This window comes from Nocardia sp. NPDC056000, from assembly GCF_042269265.1.
Lineage (GTDB): Bacteria > Actinomycetota > Actinomycetes > Mycobacteriales > Mycobacteriaceae > Nocardia.
On record NZ_JBHJXS010000003.1, the window covers coordinates 572,615 to 594,359 of the forward strand.

The window sequence follows — 21,745 nt, forward strand, 5'->3', positions numbered from 1 at the left end:
GCCTCCTGTCGGAATTGCATGCTGACAGGGCAACTTCAGCAGAGTCACGACGGATGCGGACCGTTGTCGCCAGGCCATTCGGACAGCTGGATCGGGCAGGTGGCTAGGCGGCGGTCAGTGGGTGAGACGGTGCGACTCTCGCAGCCGCCGCAACACGATCGCCAGGTAGAGGCGTCCGCGTCCGTAGCAGTCGGTCAGGAAGAACCCGAACACCGACTCGGCGGCGGCGACCCGGTGCGCGACGGTGTTGTGGTGGGTGTCCAGCGCGCGTGCGGCCTGACGGATCGAGGTCGAGGCGACCACCACGTCGAGAGTGCGCAGCATGTCCGGCCCGGACTCGGCCAGCACCCGATCCAGCGCCCGCACATCGTGCATCCGGTCGATGAGCTCGGGAGTCATACCCTCGGCGAGCGCCTCGTATCCGCGTAATCGCCAGTACTCGAAGGCCACGCCCTCTTCGATCAGATACGGTCCCCGATCGCGTGGGCTGGGTTGGCTGAACCGCAGTGCCGCAAGGGCTTCGACCACTGCGGTCGGTGCGTCGATCACCGGCAGCTCCCTGCTGATACCGAGTTGCACGCCGGTCGGCACACCCTGCTGCAACAGCGTGGCGACCCGGGGCCCGATCGTGATCATCACGGTGAGCTGATGTCGCGGCGCGCTCATCACCCGCACTCCGCCGCGCCGAAGCGCTTCGGCGAGTCTGGTGATGCGGGACGCCGGTCCGTGCGCGAGCAGCACCCGCGCGGGCTGCTCGGCACTCAGTCCGAGGTGGGCCGCCGCGCTGCGGCGGGCGGCCCGGGATTCGGTGTCCGTGGTCAGCACATCGACCGTGCGTTGCTCGGACATCAGCGATCCGTGCCGGGCGGCCTCGTCCAGCGCCAGCGTCACGCACAGGGCGAGTCGTTGCAGCACCGCCCAGTCCTCATCATCGGCCGCTCCGCCCAATCCGACGACCACACCGTCGGCGGTCGACGACGTCGCCGAAATGTGTTCGGGCCAGCTGTGTCCGGCGCTGCCGGTGCCGTCGGCGGCATGCACCGTCCCGGCGTATCGCACCGCGACGGCACGGCCCAGCCAGCGGCTGGTGGCCGCCACGACATGGGCGGCGGACGCGCGTTCACAGGTGAGTGCGTCGAAGAATCGCAGGATGTGCACGGGCACCGAGTCGCCCGCTACGAGGCCGGTCATGCGCCACGCCCTCCTCACCGAGGTTGCCTCACGTCGTTGCGCGACACTAACCGTCCATCCGGCTCGGCGGTAGGGGCATTTGGCTAGCCGAATTCGATGTGACGGCGTGTGTGCCGTGACAGGTTGCAGTCACACCGAATTCCCGGAGCGCCGATGCTGAAATCTCTCGAGCACATATGGATCGGGGGCGTGTGGACCGAGCCACACGGTACCGAGCACATCACTTTGATCGATCCCCGCGACGGAAAACCCAGTGCCGTAGTGCGTTGCGCCGATGCGGTGGATGTCGATGCCGCCGTCTCGACGGCCCGGCGACTCTTCGACGACGGGCCGCAGTGGCCCCTGCCCGATCGCCTTCGTGCGCTGTCGCGCCTCGCGGAGATCATCGAGCGTCGCGTCGAGGATTTCGCGGACATCATCTCCGAGGAGATGGGGGCCCCGCCCGCGTTCGCGCGGCAGGGACAGGTCGGGACCGCGGTGAGTACCCTGCGCGGAATCGTCGAGGCGGCCTCCACCTTTCGGTTCACCGAGACCGTCGCCGACTCGGTCGTGATCGCCGAGCCGGCGGGGCCGGTCGCGGCGATCACGCCGTGGAACTTCCCACTGCATCAGGCGCTGGGCAAGGTTGGTGCCGCGTTGGCGTGCGGTTGCCCGGTCGTGCTCAAACCCTCCGAGCTGACACCACTTTCGTCGTACCTGCTGGCGGAGGTGGCGCTCGAGGCGGGCGTACCTGCCGGGTGGTTGTCGGTGCTCGCCGGCCGGGGCGAGGTGACCGGCCGAGCCCTGGTGGAACATCCGGACATCGAGGTGGTGTCGTTCACCGGCTCGACCGAGGTGGGGCGGTCCATCGCTGCCACGGCGGGGGCCCGGCTGGCGCGGGTCGCCCTCGAGCTCGGCGGCAAGTCGCCGAGCGTACTGCTCGACGACCTCGACGACGACGCCTTCGCGACCGCCGTCACTACCAGTCTGCGCTTCTGCTTGATGAACGCCGGGCAAACCTGTGCGGCCTGGACCCGAATGATCGTTCCCGCAACGCGATACGCGGACGCGGCCGCGCTGCTGCGTGAGCTCGCCGCGACCTATGTGCCGGGGGAGAATCTCGGTCCGCTCGTCTCGGCGACGCACTGGGAGCGGGTGACCGGGTTCCTGCGCGAGGGCGTGGACGCGGGGGCGGAGGTCATCCATGGGGAGCCCGCTCCGCCTCGTCCGCCACACGGCTACTACCTGAATCCTGTTGTGTTCGGCCGGGTTACGCCGTCGATGCGGATCGTGCGCGAGGAAATCTTCGGCCCGGTGCTGGTCGTGCAGACCCATTCCGGAGACGACGACGCCGTACGGTTGGCCAACGACACGTGCTACGGGTTGGGCGGCGCGGTATTCGGCGCGGACCAGGCCCGTGCGGTAGCGGTGGCCCGGCGGATCCGTTCGGGCAGCGTGCACATCAACGGGCTTAACGGGAATCGGTCCGCGCCGTTCGGCGGATTCAAACAATCGGGTATCGGACGGGAGTTCGGGCGGTGGGGTCTCGAGGAGTTCCTCGAGGTGAAATCCATTCAGCCGCCGCCCGGATTCGCCTACCCGATATCGCATTCTCTCCTGCTCGAGGAAAATCATGAGTGAACCGGCACTGTCGTCATCGGATCTGCGCGCTGCGGGGGAGCGTCTGATGGGCGCGGACGCCGGCGCCCCGCGCGTCGGCCGCGACCCCGTCAACCAGCCGATGATCAACACCTGGATCGAGGCCCTCGGGGACGCGAATCCGATCTATGTCGACGAGATCGCCGCCAAGGAAGCCGGATTCGATTCCGTGACAGTCCCGCCCGCGATGGCGCAGGCTTGGACCATGCCCGCGCTCGGCGCCGAACGCAGCGACGATCATCCGACGGTACGGCTCTTCGAACTGCTCGACGCGGCGGGCTACACCTCGCTGCTGGCCACCGACTGCGACACCGTCTACCACCGCTATCTGGCGCTGGGCGACCAGGTTTCGCTGCATGCCACGCTGGCGGGGTTCGACGGGCCCAAGCAGACCGCCCTCGGCGAAGGGTGGTTCTGCACCGTGCGCAGCATCTGGACGGTGGGGGAGGAGATCGTCGCCGAGATGGACTTCCGGATGCTCAAATTCCGTCCGGCGCAGCGGACCGACGATTCCCGGACGCGTGCCACGGATGCCGAGACCGCTTCTGCGCGTGGGTCTTCGACCGCCGGGAACGCTCGATACGGAGGCGCTCCGCGAAGGCCGGTGCCCGCGAGGCCGCCCGTGGCGCGGGTCGGCGATCGACTGCCGGATCTGGTACTCGAGGCGACCCCGACATTCATCGTGTCGGCGGCCCTCGCGACCCGCGATTTCCAGCCCGTCCACCACGACCGTGACTACGCGCGTGCCCGCGGCTCTCGTGACACCTTCGCCAACATCATCACCGATACCGGCCTGGTGCAGCGCTTCGTCACCGACTGGGCCGGGCGGCGGGCGCAGATACTCGCCATCAAGCTGCGTCTGGGTGCTCCCTGGTACGCCTACGACACGCTCGTCATCACCGGCGAGGTGAAAACTGTTTCCGGACAACAGGTGTCAGTGGCGGTGACCGGTACCTGCGCGTTGGGCAAGCACATCATCGCGACAGTCGATCTGCTGATGGACCGGACCGTCGCATCGGCAGAGCAGGTCCGGAGGGTGCGGTGAGCGACTCCGGACGCAGACCCGACATAGCGGCCATGCTGCTGGACCGGATCGGCGACAGCCATCCGGGACTGCGAACGCGCGAACGGGAGTGGACGTGGGATGAGGTGGTCACCGAATCGAACCGCCGCGGGGCGCTCGCCGCCCGCCTCGGCTTGCCCGACCCGCAGCACATCGGCGTATTCCTCGGCAATGTACCGGAATTCGTGTTCTGGCTCGGCGGCGCGGCACTCACCGGCGCCACCGTCGTTGGCATCAATCCCACCCGGGACGATGACACACTGGCCGCCGAAATCCGCCAAACCGACTGCCGGCTGATCGTCACCGATACCCACGGTGCGGCCCGGCTGCAGCGTCTCGATATCGGGCTGCCGCCCGATCGCGTCATCGACATCGAGTCGCACGGTTATCGCGAGTTGCTCGCGGCAACACCCGGTACCCACCCACCGGTAGCCGCCGGAGCCGCGAATTCGCTTATGCTGCTGTTGTTTACCTCCGGCACCACCGGTCGATCCAAGGCCGTTCGCTGCACGCAGCGCAGGCTGGCGAACATCGCCTATACGGCGGTCGGGAAGTTCGGGCACGTTCGTGAGGACGTCGACTATTGCTGCATGCCGTTGTTCCACGGTAATGCGCTGATGGCATTGTGGGCTCCCGCCCTGGCGGTCGGTGCGACCGTCTGCCTGACGCCGAAATTCTCCGCCTCTCGATTTGTATCCGATATCAAGTACTTCGGTGCGACGTACTTCACCTATGTCGGCAAGGCCATCGCCTACATTCTGGCTGTCCCGGACCAACCCGGTGACGGCGACAACCGTCTCACTCGCGGCTTCGGGACCGAGGCGTCGCCCGAGGACCGTTCGCGGTTCCTGCGCCGCTTCGGGGCGCCACTGTACGAGGGGTACGGCTCCAGTGAGGGCGGCGCCGTCGCGGTTCCGGATCCCGATGCGCCCGCCGCCGCGCTGGGGAGGCCCGCGCATGCGGGTGTGGCGATTGTCGACCCGGCGAATCTGCGGCAGTGTCCACGCGCGGTGCGCGACGAGCGCGGGCATGTGATCAATGCCGACCTCGCGATCGGCGAGATCGTCGACAAGACGGGCTCTCCGAGCTTCGAGGGCTACTACGACAACGATGCCGCCGACTCGCAACGCCTGCGGAACGGCTGGTACTGGTCGGGCGATCTCGGCTATATCGACACCGACGGCTTTCTGTATTTCGCAGGCCGACACGGTGATTGGGTGCGAGTCGACGGCGAGAACACCTCCACCCTGGTTACCGAACGGGTGCTGCGCCGCTACCCCGGGATTCTCGCCGCCGCCGCGTACGCGGTGCCCGATCCACGGTCCGGGGACCTGCTCATGGCCGCCATCGAGGTGCGCGACCCGGCGTGCCTCGATCTCGAAGCCCTGGCAGGCTATCTGAGCACGCAGGACGACATCGGCGGCAAGGGAATTCCGCGCTTGCTGCGGATATCGACCCGATTGCCGACAACCGGATCGAACAAGATCATGAAACACGTACTGCGGCAGCACCGCTGGGACACCGACGACCCCGTCCATCGATGGTCGGGCCGTCCACCAGTCTGCTACACGCCGCTCACCGCGGCCGACAAGCACAGCCTGGCAGTCGAATTCGCAATCCACGGACGTGAGCATCTGCTCATGCTGCCAGCGGAGCGGCGCAATGGGTGACGTCGACAGCTACGACTATGTCGTCGTCGGCGCGGGCAGCGCCGGCGCGATCGTCGCGAGCAGACTCGCACAGCGGGGCGCCAGCGTTGTCCTGCTCGAGGCCGGACGCAAGGACGACACCCGGCTGGTCCGAGTCCCCGGAATGACCTTCATGGTGCACACGGTGCCGCAGATCAAAGCCCGGTTGTGCTGGAAGCAGTATTCGGTGCCGCAACGGCACGCCGCAGGGCGTCGTATCCCGATGACCCGCGGCAAGGTGCTGGGCGGTTCGAGCTCGGTGAACGGCATGGTGTTCGTGCGCGGCAACAGTGCGAACTATGACGGTTGGGCCGCCGAGGGCTGCCAGGGATGGAGCTTCGAGGAGGTGTTGCCCGCCTTCAAACTCATGGAGGACTGGGAGGGCGGATCGAGTCGGCTGCGCGGTGCGCGCGGTCCGATCGCGGTCACCCGTGCCACCGAAATCAGCGCCGCCACCCGCGATTTCCTCACCGCCGCGTCGGACACACTGGGCACGCCGATCATCGACGACTACAACGGCGAGTCCCAGGAGGGGTTATCGCTGTTCCAGCAGAGCACCCGCGGTGGCGTGCGCTACAGCGCGGCCCGCGGCTACCTGACCGACCGGCCCCATGTGTCGCAGCTGCACATCGAGACCGGAGTCCACGTCGCGCGCGTCGTGATCGACAAAGGCCGCGCGGTCGGCGTGGAAGTGCTGGACGACAAGAGAACTCGACTCATCCGGGCCGACGCCGAGGTGGTGCTGTCCTCCGGTGTGATCGGTTCGGCGCAACTGCTCATGCTCTCCGGAATCGGCCCGGCCGCGCACCTGCGTGAGCACGGCATCGACGTGATCGCCGATCTGCCGGTCGGCGACAACCTGCATGACCATCTGTTCGTGCCGCTGACCTTCGTCATGAAGACCTCCCCGCATCGAGGCACGCTCGGCCACTTCCTGAGCGGCCTCGCTACCGAGACCCGGCGTCCGGGATCGGGTTGGTTCGGCCGCACCTTCCTCGAAGGAGTCGGATTCGTGCGGACTTCCCGAGCCGACACGATCCCGGATCTGCAGCTGCACACGCTGCCGTGGAGCTACGTCGCGCCCAATCAGGACCGTGACGTCGTGCACCGGGTCGACCCCCGGCCCGCGTTCACCGTCATGCCGACCATGATCTATCCCCGCAGTCGGGGCACCGTGCGACTGGCCTCCGCAGACCCTCTTGAAGCTCCCCTCATCGACCCCGCGTACCTGTCGGATCCCACCGATACGGAAGTACTGCTGGAGGGAATCTCCATGGTCCGGGAAATCATGCGGCACCGGGAGTTCGAGCACGACTGCCTCGGTGAACTGCACCCCGGCTCCGATTTCGCCGATCCCGCGGCGCTGCGCCGCGAGCTGCCCCACCGCATCCATTCGGTCTATCACCCGGTCGGCACCTGCCGTATGGGAGTCGACGAACGTGCCGTGGTCGACCCCCGGCTGCGGGTCCTCGGCATCGAGAGCCTACGGGTCGCCGACGCCTCGATCATGCCGAGCATCACCGGCGGCAATACCAACGCCCCGAGCCACCTCATCGGCGAAATGTGCGCGTCGTTCATGTAAGGGAATCCATTCGCACACCCGCATCACCATCAGCCGATCGTCCGACCACGGGATACGTGTCATCTCGCGGCAGCGGTTCCGGTGCCGCGGCGGCGCGAGAGCCATACCAGGCCCGCCCACGAGCCGATCACGCACAGCGCCACCAGGATTCGCACCAGATCGAGGGCGTCGCGCGGGTAGAGGACGCCGGTGATGTAGTGATCGATGAAGCCGGTGGAGGGTAGGCCGGCGTCGCCAGCCCTATGCCTGGCCCAGTTCTCCAAATCGGTGAGCGGGCAGTCGAATCCGAACAGGATGGTGCTGAATCCCCAGGCCACGGCGGCGAGATGCAGCCAGACGGTGCGCGGCCAGCGCCACGCGATGAAACCGCCGACCACCACGTAGGCGACGAACAGAAAGTGCACGACCGCGGTGACGTCGGCCAGCAGCCGATACAGCATGCCCCCAGCATAGGGCCGGTATCGGGGGAGGGGAGCGGGAGTATGCCGCATATCAACACGTCGATATGCGCATCAACGCATGTGAAGTCGGGGGAGTCGTGTACCCCGGAAGGCGGTGGGGAAGTGACCTTTTCGGTCAAGGCCAAGAGGCCGGAGTGGGGTAAGCGGGCTGCCGTCTTCGTTAAGGCCCAGATCAGCAACTCTGGTCCATTTACATACCTATACGGCACTATGCGCATCTACGCATGTATTCCACTTCATTTGTCCAGCTGCGGTAGTCGACAAGCCATAAGGAAAAAAGATCTGCCCATGAAAGAGGGGCCGAACTGGTCGGCCCCTCTTTCGATTTGGTGTCGGTTACCAGGCGGAGGACTCGTAGTCCTTGAGGAAGACTCCGTGTACGTCGTCGCCGGCTTCGCCGCGGACGATGGGGTCATAGACGCGGGCCGCGCCGTCGACCAGGTCGAGGGGAGCGTGGAAGCCCTCTTCGGCGAGGCGGATCTTGGTGTAGTGCGGGCGTTCGTCGGTGATCCAGCCGGTGTCGACGGCGGTCATGAGAATGCCGTCGGCTTCGAACATTTCGCGGGCGCTGGTTCGGGTGAGCATGTTCAGCGCGGCCTTGGCCATATTGGTGTGCGGGTGGCCCGCGCCCTTGTAGGCCCGGCCGAAGACGCCTTCCATGGCGGAGACGTTCACGACGTACTTGCGGCGGGCGGCCGCGGCGGCCATGGCGGGGCGCAGGCGCGAGATAAGAATGAACGGCGCGGTCGAATTGCACAGCTGCACTTCGAGGAGTTCGGTCGCGTCGACTTCGCCGACGGTCTGCACCCAGCTGTTGGTGTGCGCGAGGTCGGGCACCAGGCCGCCCGCGTCGATGGCGACGCCCTGCGAAATGCGTTCGGGCGTAGCGGAACCCGCGATGAGTGCGAGGTCGGTGATATCTGCCGCGGTGAGGCTGGGTGTCAGTGACGCGGTGAGCGCGGTCGGGTGCGCCTGCATGGTTTTGCCGAAGGTGACCACGTCGGGGAGTTCGCCCGCGGGCAGCGGCCCGGATTCCGCTTCGATGAGCGCGCTGTAGGAGCCGGGGGAGCGTCGCACGGTTTGGGCCGCATTGTTGATCAGGATGTCCAGGGGCCCTTGTGCGGCAACGTCATCGGCGAGTGCGAGGACTTGGGCGGGGTCGCGCAGGTCGATGCCGACGATGCGCAGGCGGTGCAGCCAGTCGGCGCTGTCGGGCTGGGCGGCGAAGCGGCGGATGGCGTCGTTGGGGAACCGCGTGGTGACGGTGGTGTGCGCGCCGTCTCGGAGCAGGCGCAGCGCGATGTACATGCCGATTTTGGCGCGGCCGCCGGTGAGGAGTGCGCGTTTGCCGGTGAGGTCGGTGCGGGCGTCGCGTTTGGCGTGGCTGCGCGCCGCGCATTCGGGGCAGAGCTGGTGGTAGAACGCGTCGACCTGCGTGTATTTCTGTTTGCAGATGTAGCAGGGGCGGGCGCGCAGCAGGGTGCCCGCGGTGGCGACGCCGGTGGTGCTGGAGCTGATGGGGATGCCCGCGGTTTCGTCGTCGATGCGATTGGGTGAGCCGGTGGCGGTGGCCGCGATGACGGCTTTATCGGCTTCGGAGATGGTGTCGCGGGCTTCGATGCGCCGGCGCTGCTTGAGTTTTTTGAACATGTGCCCGACCGCGTGCTGGACGGTCACCGAGTCGGGGTGGTCCTTGTCCAGCTGTGCTGCCTGTTCGAGGACCCGCAGGCAGATCGCGAGTTCGTCGGCGTCGATGGCCGTGGTCTCGGTGTCGTGCGCTGGTGCGGTGTTGGTGGCCATCGGTGGGAGTTGCTGCCTTCGTGCGGTGGGCGGGTGGGCGTCGTCCATTGTCGCATCGGTGGCGGGGTGGGTTCGCCACGGCCACGTGCGGATATGGCGCGCGGCACAGTGGGATACGCCGGTGCCCCGCCGTGGTGTGGTGGCGGGGCACGGGTGGGGTGTGGCTATTCGGTTGTGGCGCCGAGGGGTTCGAGTTCGGCGGCGTCGTGGTCGCGGCCGAGTTCGCGGGCGCGTTCGGCGAGCTGGGTCAGGAGTCCGGTGGGGATTTCGGCGCGGACTTCGATGAGGGCGTGCCAGACGATTTCGGGTGTTTCGACGGTGAGGGCGGCGAGGAATTCTTCGAGGTCGTCCATGCCGTCGATGATTTCCAGGATGCGGGCGCGGCCCTGCTGGTCTTGGGCGAGGGCGATATCGACGAGGGTGTGGATGTTGTCCCCGCGTGAGGCGGTGAGTACGGCGGCGAGGAGTTGTTCGCGGTCGAGGTCGCCGATGCAGGTGGCGAGGATGGGTTTGACGGTGTCGGGGAGTGCGTCGACCAGTGGCAGGGCCTGTGCCCAGAGGTCGTGTTCGGCGGTGCTGGTGATGACGGCGCGCAGGACGTCGGGTTCGGACAGGACGGGTAGTGCTGCCATGCGGCGGCGGTTGTCGTCGGTCATGGCCAGGGCGATGGGGATGAGGGCGTCCCAGAGTCCGGCGGCGTCGGCTTCGCGGACGAGTTCGCCGAGGCGGGTGTCGGTTTCGGCGGCGACGCGGGCGGCGATGAATTCGATTTGGGCGCCGGGCAGATGGGCGGCGAGGGGGAGCAGGTTGACCCATTGGCCGCCGTCGAGGGCGGTGTCCATGATGGCGGCGAGGATGGGTTCGGCGTGGACGGCGGGGCGTTCGGCGAACAGTCGCAGGCTGTCGTGGTTCATGGCGCTGGTGATGGGCAGCAGGGTGGTCCAGGCGTCGAGTTCGTAGACGGCGTTGATGAGGGCGTCGAGGACGTCGTCGCCGAGGCCTGCGGTGATGTTGCCGATCCAGGCGCGGTTGTGCGGTGCGATGGAGTCGAGCAGGTCGATGCCTTCGGCCCACATGGATTGTGCTGCGGCGGCGCGAATTACGCCGGGGACGCGGTCGGCGACGATGTGCAGGACGTTGTCGATGGCGGTTTTGTCTTCGAGTAGGAAGCCGATGCGCAGGAGGTCGGTGTCGCTCATGACGGGTGCGGCGGCGCGCAGTGCGGGTTCGGGGACGACGTGGACGAAGCGGCCCATGGTGATGTGGTCGCCGTGTGCGAGGAGTTCGCGGGCGACGTCGACGACGAGTTTGGCGGGGACGGCGGCGATGATGGCGGCGGTGCGGCGGGGGTCGAGTTGGACGGCGCAGTCGGCGAGGAAGGGTGCGGGCAGGGATTTGGCGATGTCGATGGCGCGGTGGGGTTCGACGGCGCTGGCGACGGCGGCGCAGAGGGTGGGTCCGAAGGCGCGTTCGGCGACTTTGGCGCTGATGGTGACGGGGACGAGTTTGGCTCCGGCGGCGACGCCTTTGAGGCGTTTGGTGTCGCGGTCGAAGAGCAGGTCGGTGGCGCGTTCGCGGAATTCGCGGATGGCGGCGGGTGGCAGGTCGACGAGGAAGTCGAGTTCGGTGGGGTCGGTGATGCCGAGCAGGCGCGCGAGTTTGGTGGTTTCGGCGACGGCGACGAGGTGTTCGCTCATAGTCCCAGTGCTTTCTTGACGGCGGGGCGCATGAGGCGCGGGACGAAGTCGAGCGAGCTGGCGATGGCGGCGTCGAGGTTGTCGCCGCGGCGGGTGAGGGCGGCGCGCAGGAGTCGGTCGAGTTCGGTGAGGTCGGTCTCGGGGAGCCGGTCGAAGTCCGCGGGCAGGGGTGCGCGCAGGGTGTCGGCGAGTTGGCGTGCTGCGTGGGACATCGGGTGTCTTTCCGGGTCGATCGTACTGCCGGTACGGGATTCGATACTGGCAGTACGTTCTGGGTGAAAGCAATGCCGGTGGGCTGACCTGGGTTGTGGCTTCGATCACTTGACTACCCGGTAACAAGCGCGGTTAACGGCGAAGATTTCACTGCGAGCACTCGTACCGCCGGTACGTGTACACTGCCCGCGTGGCTCGAATCAGTGCCGGATCCGCCCCGCAGGTGACCCGTGACGACATCGTGGATGCGGCGGTGCGGGTGATCGATCGTGACGGTCCGCGTCCCAGCATGGATGACATCGCCCGCGAGGCCGGGATCACCAAACCGCGGCTGTACCGCCAGTTCGCGGATAAGGGTGATCTGTTCACCGAGATCGCGGATCGCATGACGCGGCGCGCTTTTTCGGCCACGGGTTCGGATATGACGCTCATGCTCGCGCCCCCGCGTGCGGCGCTACAGCGTGTGTTCACCGATTACGCGAATGGAATTCTGGAGCATCCCAACGTTTTTCGTTTTCTGGGCCAGTCGCCCGCGCAGCAGTCGGGTTCGGGTGTGCTGCAACTGGATCTGGGCCGCGAGGCGGCGGGCAAGCTGACCAAGATGGCGCGTTCGGTGGCCGAGGCGGTGCCGCTGGAAACCTCGGGGCTGGAATATCTTTCGCGCGCGCTGGTGGGTGCGGTGGTGGCGATCACCGATCTGTGGCTCTCGGATTCGGATCGCCCGTCGGCGGAGCAGACGGCCGAATTCATCGATCAGGCGACGGAATTGGTGTGGGGTCTGATCGATGGTTTCCTGCGCCGCCAGGGCATCGCCGCTGATCCGGACACGCCGATTTTCGCGACTTTCGCCGAGGTCAATCAGGCGCGCTCGGCCGAGTCCTGACACACTGTTGACACTTTGCCAATAGCCGTGCACCCTTGGTCTCGAGGCGCGCGTGAGTGCGCGCAGGACAAGCGAAGGAACGACGATGGCACGCCCCGCATGGAGCGACGACGAGGTCGAAGCGGTACGAGGACTGGCGAGCACCTTCTTCGAGAAGGAGGTGATCCCGCACGAGGAGAAGTTCATCGAACAGGGCCATCCCGACCGCGCCCTGTACAACCGGGCCGGTGAACTCGGCCTGCTGTGCGCGGCGATCCCGGCCGAATACGGTGGTGGCGGCGGCACATTCGCGCACGAGGCCGCCATCATCGAGGCGCAGGCGCACCTGGGCGACGGAGCCCTGGGCATGTCGGTGCACTCCTCGATCATCGCGCCCTACATCCACCAGTTCGGCTCGGAAGAGCTCAAGCGGCGGGTGCTGCCCAAGGCTGCCAGCGGTGAGATGCTGCTGTCCATCGGTATGACCGAACCCGGTACCGGCTCGGATCTGCAGAACATCAAGACCCGCGCGGTGCGCGAGGGCGATGAGTACATCATCACCGGATCCAAGATCTTCATCTCCAACGGCTGGCTGTGCGACGGCATCATCCTGGCGGTCAAGACCGATCCCACCCAGGGCGCGGCGGGCGTCTCGCTGATCTTCGCCGAGGTCGGGGACGACACCCCGGGCTTCACCCGCGGTCGCATCCTGTCCAAGATCGGCGGTAAGGGTCAGGACACCGCCGAGCTGTTCTTCGACGGCCTGCGCGTGCCCGCCTCGAATCTGCTGGGCCAGGCCGAGGGCCAGGGCTTCTATCAGATGATGCAGATGCTGGCCCAGGAACGCCTGGTCACCGCGATTCTGGCGGTGGCGATGACGGAGAAGGCGGTCGAGCTGACCGTCGAATACACCAAGGGCCGTGAGGCTTTCGGCAAACCGCTGTTCGCCATGCAGAACACCAAATTCGAGCTCGCCGAATGCGCCACCATCGCCAGGGTGGGCCGGGTGTTCCTCGATGACTGCATCGCCAAACACCTGCGCGGGGAGTTGGACATTCCCACCGCTGCCATGTCGAAGTACTGGTTGACCGACCAACTCGGTAATGTGGTGGATCGCTGCCTGCAGTTCTTCGGCGGCTATGGCTACATGACCGAATATCCGATTGCCCAGCTGTACACCGGCGCCCGGATCCTGCGGATCCTCGCGGGCGCCAACGAGGTGATGAAGGACCTCATTGCCCGCTCACTCTAGTACCCCAGCACCGTCGAAGACCGGCGGTAACACCGACTCCAGGCCGGTACCCGCCGAGGACACCACGTCCCGGCGGCGCCGACTGGAGCCCGACGAGCGCCGCGCGCAGATCCTGTCCTGCGCCATCGACATGTTCGGCGAACGTCCGTACGCCGCTGTCTCCACCGCGGAGTTGGCGCAGCGCGCCGGTGTGGCGCGCGGGCTGATCAATCACTACTTCGGCAATAAGCGCGATCTGTATCTGGCGGTCGTGCGCCGCATGGTGACGCTGCCGCGCCCGGATTACATGGTCGCCCCCGAGGGGACCATCCGGGAGCGGGTGGAGGCGAGCGTGGCATGGCTGCTGGACACCATCGGTGAGCACGGCACCACGTGGGTCAAGGTCACCGGGCTCGAAGGCATCGGCGACGATCCGGACGTACAACGCATTCTGGACGAGGCCGATAATGCCGCGGCCGAACGCGTCGTACAGATGGTGGGCCTGAGCGATTCGCTGCACAGTGCCGAATTGCGTGCCCTGGTGCGCTGTTACGGCGGACTGGTCAAGGCCGCGGGCCGCGAGTGGATCGTGCGCGGCACCCTGGATCGCCCGCAGGTGCACGACCTGCTGGCCGATACCCTCACCACGCTGATCACGCAGTCGTTCCCGAAGGTCAACGGCGAGATCTGATTTCGGTCCCGGTGCGCGGTCGACACATCGACGGCGCACCGGGACCGATCGCCGGTCAGTCGGTGAGCACCGGCGGGAATCCGAATATCGGCACCAGGGTGGGATTTTCGAAGGCGATCACGCGGGCAACACCGGTGTCGGTCGCCGCGAGCACCACGATGCCGTTGGCGCGCAATTCACCGCCGGAGTGCCGACGGTAGACCGCGGCGGCGGGCCGGCCATTGGCGGTGGTGGGGAGCAGTCGCCACTGACCCGGTGCGCCGAACACGAACGCGGCGAGGAGCTGAATGCACAGGGTGCGCCCGGCCCGCCATTCGCGGAAGGGTGTCGCTTCCAGGGTGGCGTCGGCGCGCAACACCTGTTCCAGCAGTGCGGCATCGGCGTGCTCGAAGGCCGCGATATAGCCGTCGAGGAGTGCGCGGGCACGCTCATCGGCAGGTTCGAGCAGACCCGCGGGTTCGGGCGAGGATTCGTCGAGTTTCGCGCGGGCGCGTTGCAGACCGCTCTTGACTGCCGCGACGGTGGTATCGAGGATGTCGGCGGTATCGCTGGCGGAGAACGCCAGCACCTCGCGCAGCAGCAGGATCGCGCGCTGGCGTGCGGGCAGTCGCTGCAAACTCGCGATGAGCGCCAACCGCACCGACTCGCGCGCGATCACCACGGCCGCCGGATCATCGACATCCGGGGTGAGCCAGCGATCCGGCAGCGGTTCCAGCCATGAAACCTCGCCGGATGCAACGGGAGTCGGTATCCGGTCCGGATCCTCGCAGGGACCGCCCAGTCCCGAAGGCAGGACCCGAATCGGTCGCGGCCGCACCGCGCTCAGACAGACATTGGTGGCGATCGTGTACAGCCAGGTGCGAATCGAAGCGCGACCGTCGAACCCGTCATAGTGTCGCCACGCCCGCAGATAGGTTTCCTGCACCAGATCCTCGGCATCGTGTGCCGAGCCGACCATGCGATAGCAGTGCGCGAGCAATTCGCGCCGAAACGGTGCGGTCTCGGCGGCGAACGCGTCTCGATCCGCTGCGGTGCGCACCCGCGAGGTCATAGCGTGAGCCTAGGCGGACGGGTTCGCATGGGAATACCGATGCTCAGGGCAGCAGTGCGAGTTTGCCGACGGTGGCCCGGGTTTCCAACTCCGCGAGCGCTTTCGGCCCATCGGCCAGATCGTAGGTGGTCGGTTCGGCGGGGACGAGCACGCCCGCGCCGATGAGGCCGAACAGTTCGGTCAGCACCGCGCCGAAGATATCGGGCGCGGTTTGTGCCAGCACCCCGATATTGAGGCCGATGAGGTGAATCTGGTGCCGATACACCAGATCCCAATTGGTGAGCGGGGCCGTACCGCCCGCCACCCCGTAGACCACCACCCGGCCGGTCACGCGTTTGGCGGCGGCCAGGCTCGCGTCGAAACCGGCTCCGCCCGCGCATTCGAGCACCAGATCAGCGCCCAGGCCGTCGGTCAGGCGCAATACCTCGGCTGTGAAATCGCCGCCGCGCGAATCCAGTACATGGTCTGCGCCCAGTGCCCGTACCGTGTCGTGTTTGCCCGCTGCGGCGGTGGCGATGACCGTGGCCCCATAGTGTTTGGCTATGCGCACCGCGGCCTGACCGGTCGCGCCCGCCGCCGCCGGAATCACCACGGTCTGCCCGGCGGTGAGCTCGCCCAGCGGTTTCAACGCGGCCAGCGCGGTCGGCCAGTTCACCATCACCCCCAATGCCTGCGCCGACGTCCACCCCGGTGGCACCGGAATCATCGCGGCCGCGCGCAGCAGCGCGTACTCGGCGAACACGCCGTCCCCGATACCGGCCACCCGGGTTCCCGGCTGATGCCCGCTCACCTCCGCACCCACCGCCACGATCTCCCCGGCAGTCTCGAAACCCGCGATATAGGGCGGCCGCGGACCATTTCCGAAGGTCCCGTGCGCCCGCGAGATATCGGCGAAATTGACCCCGGCCGCCTCCACCCGGATCAACACCTCGCCCGGACCCGGGGACGGAACCGGCGCATCGGTGATCAGGCGCATATCCTGCGGGCCGTCGCCGGAGGTCTGCTCCAGCGCGCGCATCGTCACGGGGATAGTCATCATCGGTCCCATTCCTGCTCGAGGTCATGATCGAGAACGGTTCGGTGACCGCTCCTCTCAGGTAGACCCGAGTCGCGGCGCAAAGGAATCGCGGACATCGGAGAACCCGTGCCGGAGAGTCGGCGGATGCTAGGTCAGCGCGCCGGTGCCCCGGGTCGCCAGTTGCCGGAAGTCCGCGGCCAAACGCGCCGGGTCGGCCCGGAAATCGTCATCGATCCACCACGCCAGCACGCCGACCGTGGCCGCGGCATAGAACTGGGCGATCACCTCATTGGATGGCCCGTCACCGAATACGTTCGGCGGCAAGCGATCCCGCAATAGTTCCACGATCACCTGATGCAGATGCCGGTGGACGAGGTTGCCGCCGGGACGCCCGCACATGGCTCGGTACACGCGCTGATTGCGGTGCGCGTGTTCGAAGATCAGCGCCGCGGGCCGGTCCACCTCGATCGGCTTATGCGCGGAACTCATCCGATCGAATTCGGTCTCCAGCTGTGCGCGCATATCGTCGAAAGTCGTTGTCAGCAGCGCTTCTTTATCGCGGTAGTGCGCGTAGAAGGTGGAGCGGCCGATATCGGCGCGATCGAGGATGTCCTGCACGGTGGTCTGCTCATACCCCTGTTCGAGCACCAGTGACAGGAACGCCTCGTGCAGTGTTCTGCGGGTGCGCCGCACTCGCCGGTCCTGGTCGCCCATAGCCGCCTCCTCGCTGTTTCCGGACAATTCGCGCGAGGTGTCCGGAACCGTACAGGTACCCGGATTTGGTTGTTGACCTGCACCGGAGCCCCTCGAGCATAATCGAACACAGAGTTCGGAAACAGATTCGCTGTTCGAAATATCTCGTAGGAAACGAGGGCGGCATGTACCCCTTCCCAACTGTCGTATGGCTGATCGTGATCGCGGGCGTTCTCGGCCTGGCGCTACTGCTGTTCGAGGGCTTCCGGCGCGCCGGGAATCTCCGGCTCGGCGTCGCCGCCGGATTCGGTTGGGCCGCCTGGGCTCTGGTGAGCGGGCTGCTCGCCGACGCGGGCGCGTACCGATTGACCCCGGACACTCCCAACCCGCTGATCGGCGTCGCCGCACTGGCCGCCACCGCGATCGCGGTGGCCTGCACCAGAATTCCCGCGATCACCCGCATCCTCACCGATCCGGCCGCACCGTGGCGACTGACCGCGCCGCATATTCTGCGCGTCACCGGCGGCACCGTTTTCCTGACCGCGTTCGCGCTGGGCTCGCTCCCGGCGATCTTCGCGCTCCCCGCCGGCATCGGTGATCTGGGCATCGGCCTCGAGGCGATCGTCCTGACGCGCATGCTGCGCCGCGGCACGGTCGGGCGGCGCGCACTGCTCTGGTTCAACATCCTGGGACTGATGGACCTCGTTATCGCGATGACGCTGGGTTTCCTGGCGGCTCCCGGTCCCACCCGCATCATCACTGTGACGCCGACGACCGCCGCCAACGGTCTGCTGCCGCTGGTATTGATCCCGACGGTCATCGTCCCGATCATGCTGACCCTGCACATCGTGTCACTGGCGAAAATGCGTGCGGCCGTGCTGGATTCGCGTCCCGCACCGGCCGCCGCCCTGGCCTAGGGCAGCAACACCAGCCGCCCGCGCACCCCGCCCTTCTCGAAGCGGGTGTGCGCGGCGGCAGCCTGTTCGAGCGGGAAGGTCTCGGCCACCCGCAGCGTCAGGGTTCCGGCGTCCACCAGGTCCGCGAGCGCTGCCAGTCGCGCCCCGTCCGGAGCCTGCTGCACGGTATGTACGGTGATACCGCGTTCGGAATCCGGTGCGCCGGTGGGCAATAGCGCCACGAACCGGCCGCCATCGCGCAGCGCGCCGATCACTTCCGGTCCGCGCACCGCGGCATCGATGATCGCATCGGGGTCCAGTGCGCGCAGCGACTCGATCGTCGCTCGTTCGCGATCCACGAAATCCGTTGCGCCCAAAGAACGTACGAGTTCGGCATCACCCGCACCGGCCACCGCGATCACACGCGCACCACGTGCGGCCGCCAGCTGGGTCACATAACCGCCCACACCACCGGCCGCGCCGGTGACCAGGACGGTCCGCCCCGCCGACACATCGGCCGCCGCGACCGCCAGATCCGCGGTGATCCCGTTCAACGGCAATGTGGACGCCGCGATCGGATCGGCCGAACTCGGCGCGGCCGCCAGTGCGTTCGCCGCGATCACCACGTATTCGGCCGCCGCGCCGACCGGATCGGTCAGCCACGGCAGCAACCCGATCACCGCCTGCCCCACCTCGAATCCGGTGACCCCCGCACCCAGCGCGGCCACCGCACCGGAGAACTCGATCCCCGGCACATACACCTCCCGCGCGGGCAGGATCGCGGCCAGATATCCGGCCCGTGACGCCGTATCGATCGGATTCACCGGGGCCGCAACAACTTTCACCAGCACCTGTCCCGCCTGAGGTTTGGGTTCGGGCAGGTCGAGAATGTTCACCACATCCGGCCCGCCGAATTCGCGGAATGCCACAGCACGCATCGGAATGCTCCTGAGTATGAGAAGGGTTGGACTATCCACCGGTGGAACGCGATCCGCCGGATCATGACCGGCGGGGCGTATCACCAACGTAGATCCGGCCCCATCCCGTGAGAAGAAGGCACCGGGAAGTGCCTAGCCCACCGAGGAGTTCCGATGCCCACCCGAACCGTCGCCCAGCAGCGCGAAGAACGCAAAACCGCGTACAACGCGTTCATCGCCGCCTGTCCCACCAATAAACTCCTGGACACCCTCAGCGATAAATGGACCGGCCTGCTGCTGGCGAGCCTGTCCGACGGACCCCGCCGTTACGGTGAGATCGCCGCGATCGTCGCGGGTATCAGCAATAAGATGCTCACCCAAACCCTGCGCAACCTCGAACGCGACGGCCTGCTCGACCGGCAGGTGACCCCGCAGGTTCCGGTGCGCGTGGACTATTCACTCACCCCGCTCGGGGTCAGTCTGCTGCCTATCCTGGCCATGCTCAAGGAATGGGCCGAAGCCAACATGGACGAGGTGTTCGCCGCCCGTGCCAGCTTCGACACCGTCAACTAGCCGCGTATCGGATTTACGGGATCAGTTCCGGACTGTAGATGCGTGCCACGCCCTGGCCGTTATGGGTGATCTCGGTGTAGCTGACGTAGTGGTGACCCGCGACCACCGCCGCGGTGTTCGTCGCCAGCGGCGGGGAGGGATAGCTGCCGTTGAAACACGGCATATCCCTGCTGACCGCGACCTCCTCGTTCGACTGCGTGCGGTAGGCGTCCTTGTCGATGATCTTCACGACCATCGTGCAATTATCGATCGTCGAACCGCCGGTCTTGGAGGTCAGGCTGCCGTACGCCTTGAGCACGCCCTCGTACTGGTAGACGCAGGACTGCACCTCGGCCGCACCGTCGGTGGTCAGGTACACCCCCGAGCAACTCTTGGCGACCTCCCATTCGGGCGGATCGGCCTGCGCGGCCGGAGTGAACGCGAAAAGTGCTGCGGCACCGGCGAAACCACAGATCAGAACACGCGACAAAGAACTGAAGGACATGTCGTACCCTCTCGATTGCCGAACTCGTGGAACTGCTGATATCGATCCCGGCTCACTCTAGGGACGCTTCCGTTCGGAAACATGACGGCAATAGTCGGGGCTGGGCCGGGGAATGCGATCCGAATCGAGGCTGTTGCCCGCAGGTATGGCGAATGATCAACTCGGGAAGTTCGGTGTGTGGCGGCCATATTCGATGGTGACCCCCGAACAGGTGCGTGAGCTGGAGGAACTCGGTTACGGCGCGGTCTGGCTGGGCAGTTCGCCGCCCGCGGACTGGGACGGCTACGAGGCGTTGCTGGCCGGATCGGACACGATCACCCTCGGCACCAGCATCGTGAACGTGTGGGCGTCCCCGGCGGCACAGGCCGCCGAAACCTTCCACCGCCTCGACGCCCGGTTCCCGGGGCGATTCCTGCTCGGAATCGGGGCCGGACATCGCGAACACACCGGCGAATACACCAAACCCTATGACGCACTGGTGCAGTACCTCGACGAACTCGACGCCGCCGGGGTACCCAAGGAGCGGCGTGCGCTCGCCGCGCTCGGCCCCAAGGTCGCCGAACTCGCGCGCGACCGCACCGCCGGAGCGCTGCCGTACCTGTCCACCCCCGCGCACACCGCATCCCTGCGTAAGCTGCTCGGCCCGGACACCCTCATCGCGCCCGAACACAAGGTCGTACTCGACACCGACGTCGACCGAGCGCGCGAACTCGGCCGCAACTCCACCAGCTTCTACCTGTCACTGAGCAATTACGTGAACAACCTGCGCCGCTCCGGTTTCCACGACGCCGACCTCACCCCGCCCGGTAGCGATCGCCTCGTCGACGCGCTGGTCCTGCACGGCACCGCCGAGCAGATCGCCGACGCCGCCACCGAACACCTGCGCGCGGGCGCGGATCACGTAGCGCTGCAGGTACTCGGCGAGGATTACGTGCGCGACCTGCGCGCCCTCGCACCGGTACTGACCGCACGCGTCTGACCGCAACCCCTCGGGACGCGCCGCACGGTGAGATGCCGTGCGGCGCTGTGAGGTTCGTATCGGCGATGGTGTCCTCAACGCACGAGTGCGCCGGTGAGGAAGTCGACCATCTCACCGATCGCGCGCTCGGCCTCCGGGATCGGGAACAACGGCCAGGCGTGCAGCATGCCGGGATATTCGTGCCAGTCCAGTTCGATACCGAATTCGGCTGCGCGGGAACGGAATCGGTGCGCGTCGACATTGAGGATATCGCGGGTGCCGGTGAACAGCGCGATCGGCGGCACCCCGGTCAAATCCGCGAACAACGGACTGATCAGCGGATCGGTGACCGCGCGTTCCCCGGCGTAGAGTCGCGCGAGCTCGGCAACCCCGTGCACCGGCAGAATCGGATCGCGGGGTTCGATCTCGGCCAGCCGCGGATCACTGAGCGTGGCATCCAGACACGGCGAGACCAGCACCAGAGCCGAGGGCGCCGTCAATCCGTCGGCAATGGCCTGAATTGTCAGTGACAGCGCAAGATTCGCACCCGCCGAATCACCCAGCAGCACCGGCGCGTCCCCTCCGGCGATATCGGCGTAGAACGGCAGCAGCCAGGCGAAAACCTCATCGGCGGTGCATTCGGGAGCCAGCGGATACATCGGCACCACGATCGGCCGATCCAGCCGCCGCACCAACGCCTCGATCAACTCCCAATGCGGATCCGCGATCGGCTCCACCCATCCACCCCCGTGCAGATAGATCGCGACCGGACCCGAAACCGCCGTGCGCGGACTCAACACGAAGACCCTGCGCCCGCGAAAATCCATCTCCCGCACCGAGACCCGCCCCCGAATCTTCGCCGACGGCACCGCCGGACCCTTCGCCCGATCGGCCGCGATGGTTGCCCGAATCCGTTGCGGCCCATCGTATTTGCGCCGCACCCGCAGCGCGCGCACGACTACGGTCAACAGTTCGGCTCGAATGCTCGCCATGGGCGCTCCTTATGCGTGGATGCGGAAGTCGGTCCGGCCGGTCGAT

Annotated in this window: 21 protein-coding genes; 10 read left to right on the forward strand and 11 right to left on the reverse strand. The window is 66.9% G+C overall.

Features of this window, described 5'->3' with window-relative positions:
- Window positions 1-114 precede the first annotated feature (114 nt).
- Window positions 115-1,191, reverse strand: coding sequence for a helix-turn-helix domain-containing protein (locus tag ACFC4D_RS11250; RefSeq protein WP_376062612.1), 1,077 nt, complete (start codon window positions 1,189-1,191; stop codon window positions 115-117).
- 189 nt (window positions 1,192-1,380) lie between these two features.
- Here ACFC4D_RS11250 and ACFC4D_RS11255 point away from each other — a divergent pair, with 189 nt between their 5' ends.
- Genes ACFC4D_RS11255 through ACFC4D_RS11270 form a run of 4 tightly spaced genes read left to right on the forward strand, consistent with a single transcriptional unit; the run spans window position 1,381 to window position 7,162 of the window.
- Window positions 1,381-2,811: an aldehyde dehydrogenase family protein gene (locus tag ACFC4D_RS11255; RefSeq protein WP_376062613.1), complete on the forward strand. Its 1,431-nt coding sequence runs from the start codon at window positions 1,381-1,383 to the stop codon at window positions 2,809-2,811.
- Complete coding sequence (locus tag ACFC4D_RS11260) at window positions 2,804-3,874, forward strand: MaoC family dehydratase N-terminal domain-containing protein (protein WP_376062614.1); 1,071 nt, start codon at window positions 2,804-2,806, stop codon at window positions 3,872-3,874. The genes ACFC4D_RS11255 and ACFC4D_RS11260 overlap by 8 nt, the downstream gene beginning before the upstream one ends.
- Before the next feature lie 32 nt (window positions 3,875-3,906).
- Window positions 3,907-5,562 (forward strand): AMP-binding protein, encoded by a 1,656-nt coding sequence (locus ACFC4D_RS11265; protein WP_376062722.1) that lies wholly within the window; start codon window positions 3,907-3,909, stop codon window positions 5,560-5,562.
- The gene (locus ACFC4D_RS11270; protein ID WP_376062615.1) at window positions 5,555-7,162 is read left to right on the forward strand and encodes a GMC family oxidoreductase; all 1,608 of its coding nucleotides are present in this window, start codon (window positions 5,555-5,557) and stop codon (window positions 7,160-7,162) included. Before ACFC4D_RS11265 ends, ACFC4D_RS11270 begins: the two co-directional genes overlap by 8 nt.
- 59 nt (window positions 7,163-7,221) lie before the next feature.
- Here ACFC4D_RS11270 and ACFC4D_RS11275 read toward each other — a convergent pair whose 3' ends face one another.
- The 4 genes from ACFC4D_RS11275 to ACFC4D_RS11290 form a co-directional block, all read right to left on the reverse strand.
- Window positions 7,222-7,602, reverse strand: coding sequence for a DUF2784 domain-containing protein (locus tag ACFC4D_RS11275; RefSeq protein ID WP_376062616.1), 381 nt, complete (start codon window positions 7,600-7,602; stop codon window positions 7,222-7,224).
- 357 nt (window positions 7,603-7,959) lie between these two features.
- Entirely contained in the window at window positions 7,960-9,423 is a 1,464-nt protein-coding gene (locus tag ACFC4D_RS11280) for an SDR family NAD(P)-dependent oxidoreductase (RefSeq protein ID WP_375955850.1), read from the reverse strand.
- Window positions 9,424-9,587: 164 nt separating this feature from the next.
- A complete protein-coding gene (locus tag ACFC4D_RS11285) occupies window positions 9,588-11,120 on the reverse strand; it encodes a hypothetical protein (protein ID WP_376062617.1) in 1,533 nt (510 codons plus the stop codon).
- The gene (locus ACFC4D_RS11290) at window positions 11,117-11,332 is read right to left on the reverse strand and encodes a hypothetical protein (protein WP_364634900.1); all 216 of its coding nucleotides are present in this window, start codon (window positions 11,330-11,332) and stop codon (window positions 11,117-11,119) included. Before ACFC4D_RS11290 ends, ACFC4D_RS11285 begins: the two co-directional genes overlap by 4 nt.
- A 191-nt stretch (window positions 11,333-11,523) precedes the next feature.
- Between ACFC4D_RS11290 and ACFC4D_RS11295 the strand changes: the two genes are divergently transcribed.
- From ACFC4D_RS11295 to ACFC4D_RS11305, 3 genes are all read left to right on the forward strand, one after another.
- Window positions 11,524-12,216 (forward strand): TetR/AcrR family transcriptional regulator, encoded by a 693-nt coding sequence (locus tag ACFC4D_RS11295; protein ID WP_376062618.1) that lies wholly within the window; start codon window positions 11,524-11,526, stop codon window positions 12,214-12,216.
- A gap of 85 nt (window positions 12,217-12,301) precedes the next feature.
- The gene (locus ACFC4D_RS11300) at window positions 12,302-13,447 is read left to right on the forward strand and encodes an acyl-CoA dehydrogenase family protein (RefSeq protein WP_364634895.1); all 1,146 of its coding nucleotides are present in this window, start codon (window positions 12,302-12,304) and stop codon (window positions 13,445-13,447) included.
- Between the two features lie 82 nt (window positions 13,448-13,529).
- On the forward strand, window positions 13,530-14,117 hold the full coding sequence (locus ACFC4D_RS11305) for a TetR/AcrR family transcriptional regulator (protein ID WP_364636055.1): 588 nt from the start codon (window positions 13,530-13,532) through the stop codon (window positions 14,115-14,117).
- A 55-nt stretch (window positions 14,118-14,172) separates the two neighbouring features.
- Here ACFC4D_RS11305 and ACFC4D_RS11310 read toward each other — a convergent pair whose 3' ends face one another.
- The 3 genes from ACFC4D_RS11310 to ACFC4D_RS11320 form a co-directional block, all read right to left on the reverse strand.
- Window positions 14,173-15,168, reverse strand: coding sequence for an RNA polymerase subunit sigma-70 (locus ACFC4D_RS11310; protein WP_376062619.1), 996 nt, complete (start codon window positions 15,166-15,168; stop codon window positions 14,173-14,175).
- Between the two features lie 43 nt (window positions 15,169-15,211).
- Window positions 15,212-16,207 (reverse strand): NADPH:quinone oxidoreductase family protein, encoded by a 996-nt coding sequence (locus tag ACFC4D_RS11315; RefSeq protein ID WP_376062620.1) that lies wholly within the window; start codon window positions 16,205-16,207, stop codon window positions 15,212-15,214.
- 126 nt (window positions 16,208-16,333) lie between these two features.
- Window positions 16,334-16,900, reverse strand: a complete 567-nt coding sequence (locus tag ACFC4D_RS11320) for a TetR/AcrR family transcriptional regulator (RefSeq protein WP_376062621.1) — start codon at window positions 16,898-16,900, stop codon at window positions 16,334-16,336.
- Window positions 16,901-17,064: 164 nt separating this feature from the next.
- Here ACFC4D_RS11320 and ACFC4D_RS11325 point away from each other — a divergent pair, with 164 nt between their 5' ends.
- Entirely contained in the window at window positions 17,065-17,796 is a 732-nt protein-coding gene (locus ACFC4D_RS11325; RefSeq protein WP_376062622.1) for a hypothetical protein, read from the forward strand.
- On the opposite strand, the gene ACFC4D_RS11330 is transcribed toward ACFC4D_RS11325, so the two are convergent.
- Entirely contained in the window at window positions 17,793-18,713 is a 921-nt protein-coding gene (locus ACFC4D_RS11330) for an NADP-dependent oxidoreductase (RefSeq protein ID WP_376062623.1), read from the reverse strand. The genes ACFC4D_RS11325 and ACFC4D_RS11330 overlap by 4 nt on opposite strands.
- 153 nt (window positions 18,714-18,866) lie before the next feature.
- On the opposite strand from ACFC4D_RS11330, the gene ACFC4D_RS11335 reads away from it, so the two are divergent.
- On the forward strand, window positions 18,867-19,265 hold the full coding sequence (locus ACFC4D_RS11335; RefSeq protein WP_376062624.1) for a winged helix-turn-helix transcriptional regulator: 399 nt from the start codon (window positions 18,867-18,869) through the stop codon (window positions 19,263-19,265).
- A gap of 13 nt (window positions 19,266-19,278) precedes the next feature.
- Here the strand turns inward: ACFC4D_RS11335 and ACFC4D_RS11340 are convergent, their stop codons facing one another.
- Complete coding sequence (locus ACFC4D_RS11340) at window positions 19,279-19,749, reverse strand: hypothetical protein (RefSeq protein WP_376062625.1); 471 nt, start codon at window positions 19,747-19,749, stop codon at window positions 19,279-19,281.
- Between the two features lie 145 nt (window positions 19,750-19,894).
- Between ACFC4D_RS11340 and ACFC4D_RS11345 the strand changes: the two genes are divergently transcribed.
- Window positions 19,895-20,728 (forward strand): LLM class F420-dependent oxidoreductase, encoded by an 834-nt coding sequence (locus ACFC4D_RS11345; RefSeq protein ID WP_376062626.1) that lies wholly within the window; start codon window positions 19,895-19,897, stop codon window positions 20,726-20,728.
- Window positions 20,729-20,802: 74 nt separating this feature from the next.
- Here the strand turns inward: ACFC4D_RS11345 and ACFC4D_RS11350 are convergent, their stop codons facing one another.
- Window positions 20,803-21,699 (reverse strand): alpha/beta hydrolase fold domain-containing protein, encoded by an 897-nt coding sequence (locus tag ACFC4D_RS11350; RefSeq protein WP_376062627.1) that lies wholly within the window; start codon window positions 21,697-21,699, stop codon window positions 20,803-20,805.
- Window positions 21,700-21,745 lie beyond the last annotated feature (46 nt).

Bases quoted from the DNA above. Each gene is read 5' to 3' on its own strand.
- ACFC4D_RS11265 (WP_376062722.1), top strand. From the start codon at position 3,907: ATGCTGCTGGACCGGATCGGCGACAGCCATCCGGGACTGCGAACGCGC.
- ACFC4D_RS11290 (WP_364634900.1), bottom strand. From the start codon at position 11,332: ATGTCCCACGCAGCACGCCAACTCGCCGACACCCTGCGCGCACCCCTG.
- ACFC4D_RS11300 (WP_364634895.1), top strand. From the start codon at position 12,302: ATGGCACGCCCCGCATGGAGCGACGACGAGGTCGAAGCGGTACGAGGA.
- ACFC4D_RS11315 (WP_376062620.1), bottom strand. From the start codon at position 16,207: ATGATGACTATCCCCGTGACGATGCGCGCGCTGGAGCAGACCTCCGGC.
- ACFC4D_RS11310 (WP_376062619.1), bottom strand. From the start codon at position 15,168: ATGACCTCGCGGGTGCGCACCGCAGCGGATCGAGACGCGTTCGCCGCC.
- ACFC4D_RS11320 (WP_376062621.1), bottom strand. From the start codon at position 16,900: ATGGGCGACCAGGACCGGCGAGTGCGGCGCACCCGCAGAACACTGCAC.
- ACFC4D_RS11270 (WP_376062615.1), top strand. From the start codon at position 5,555: ATGGGTGACGTCGACAGCTACGACTATGTCGTCGTCGGCGCGGGCAGC.
- ACFC4D_RS11340 (WP_376062625.1), bottom strand. From the start codon at position 19,749: ATGTCCTTCAGTTCTTTGTCGCGTGTTCTGATCTGTGGTTTCGCCGGT.
- ACFC4D_RS11285 (WP_376062617.1), bottom strand. From the start codon at position 11,120: ATGAGCGAACACCTCGTCGCCGTCGCCGAAACCACCAAACTCGCGCGC.
- ACFC4D_RS11345 (WP_376062626.1), top strand. From the start codon at position 19,895: ATGGCGAATGATCAACTCGGGAAGTTCGGTGTGTGGCGGCCATATTCG.
- ACFC4D_RS11275 (WP_376062616.1), bottom strand. From the start codon at position 7,602: ATGCTGTATCGGCTGCTGGCCGACGTCACCGCGGTCGTGCACTTTCTG.
- ACFC4D_RS11350 (WP_376062627.1), bottom strand. From the start codon at position 21,699: ATGGCGAGCATTCGAGCCGAACTGTTGACCGTAGTCGTGCGCGCGCTG.
- ACFC4D_RS11280 (WP_375955850.1), bottom strand. From the start codon at position 9,423: ATGGCCACCAACACCGCACCAGCGCACGACACCGAGACCACGGCCATC.
- ACFC4D_RS11335 (WP_376062624.1), top strand. From the start codon at position 18,867: ATGCCCACCCGAACCGTCGCCCAGCAGCGCGAAGAACGCAAAACCGCG.
- ACFC4D_RS11325 (WP_376062622.1), top strand. From the start codon at position 17,065: ATGTACCCCTTCCCAACTGTCGTATGGCTGATCGTGATCGCGGGCGTT.
- ACFC4D_RS11250 (WP_376062612.1), bottom strand. From the start codon at position 1,191: ATGACCGGCCTCGTAGCGGGCGACTCGGTGCCCGTGCACATCCTGCGA.
- ACFC4D_RS11260 (WP_376062614.1), top strand. From the start codon at position 2,804: ATGAGTGAACCGGCACTGTCGTCATCGGATCTGCGCGCTGCGGGGGAG.
- ACFC4D_RS11330 (WP_376062623.1), bottom strand. From the start codon at position 18,713: ATGCGTGCTGTGGCATTCCGCGAATTCGGCGGGCCGGATGTGGTGAAC.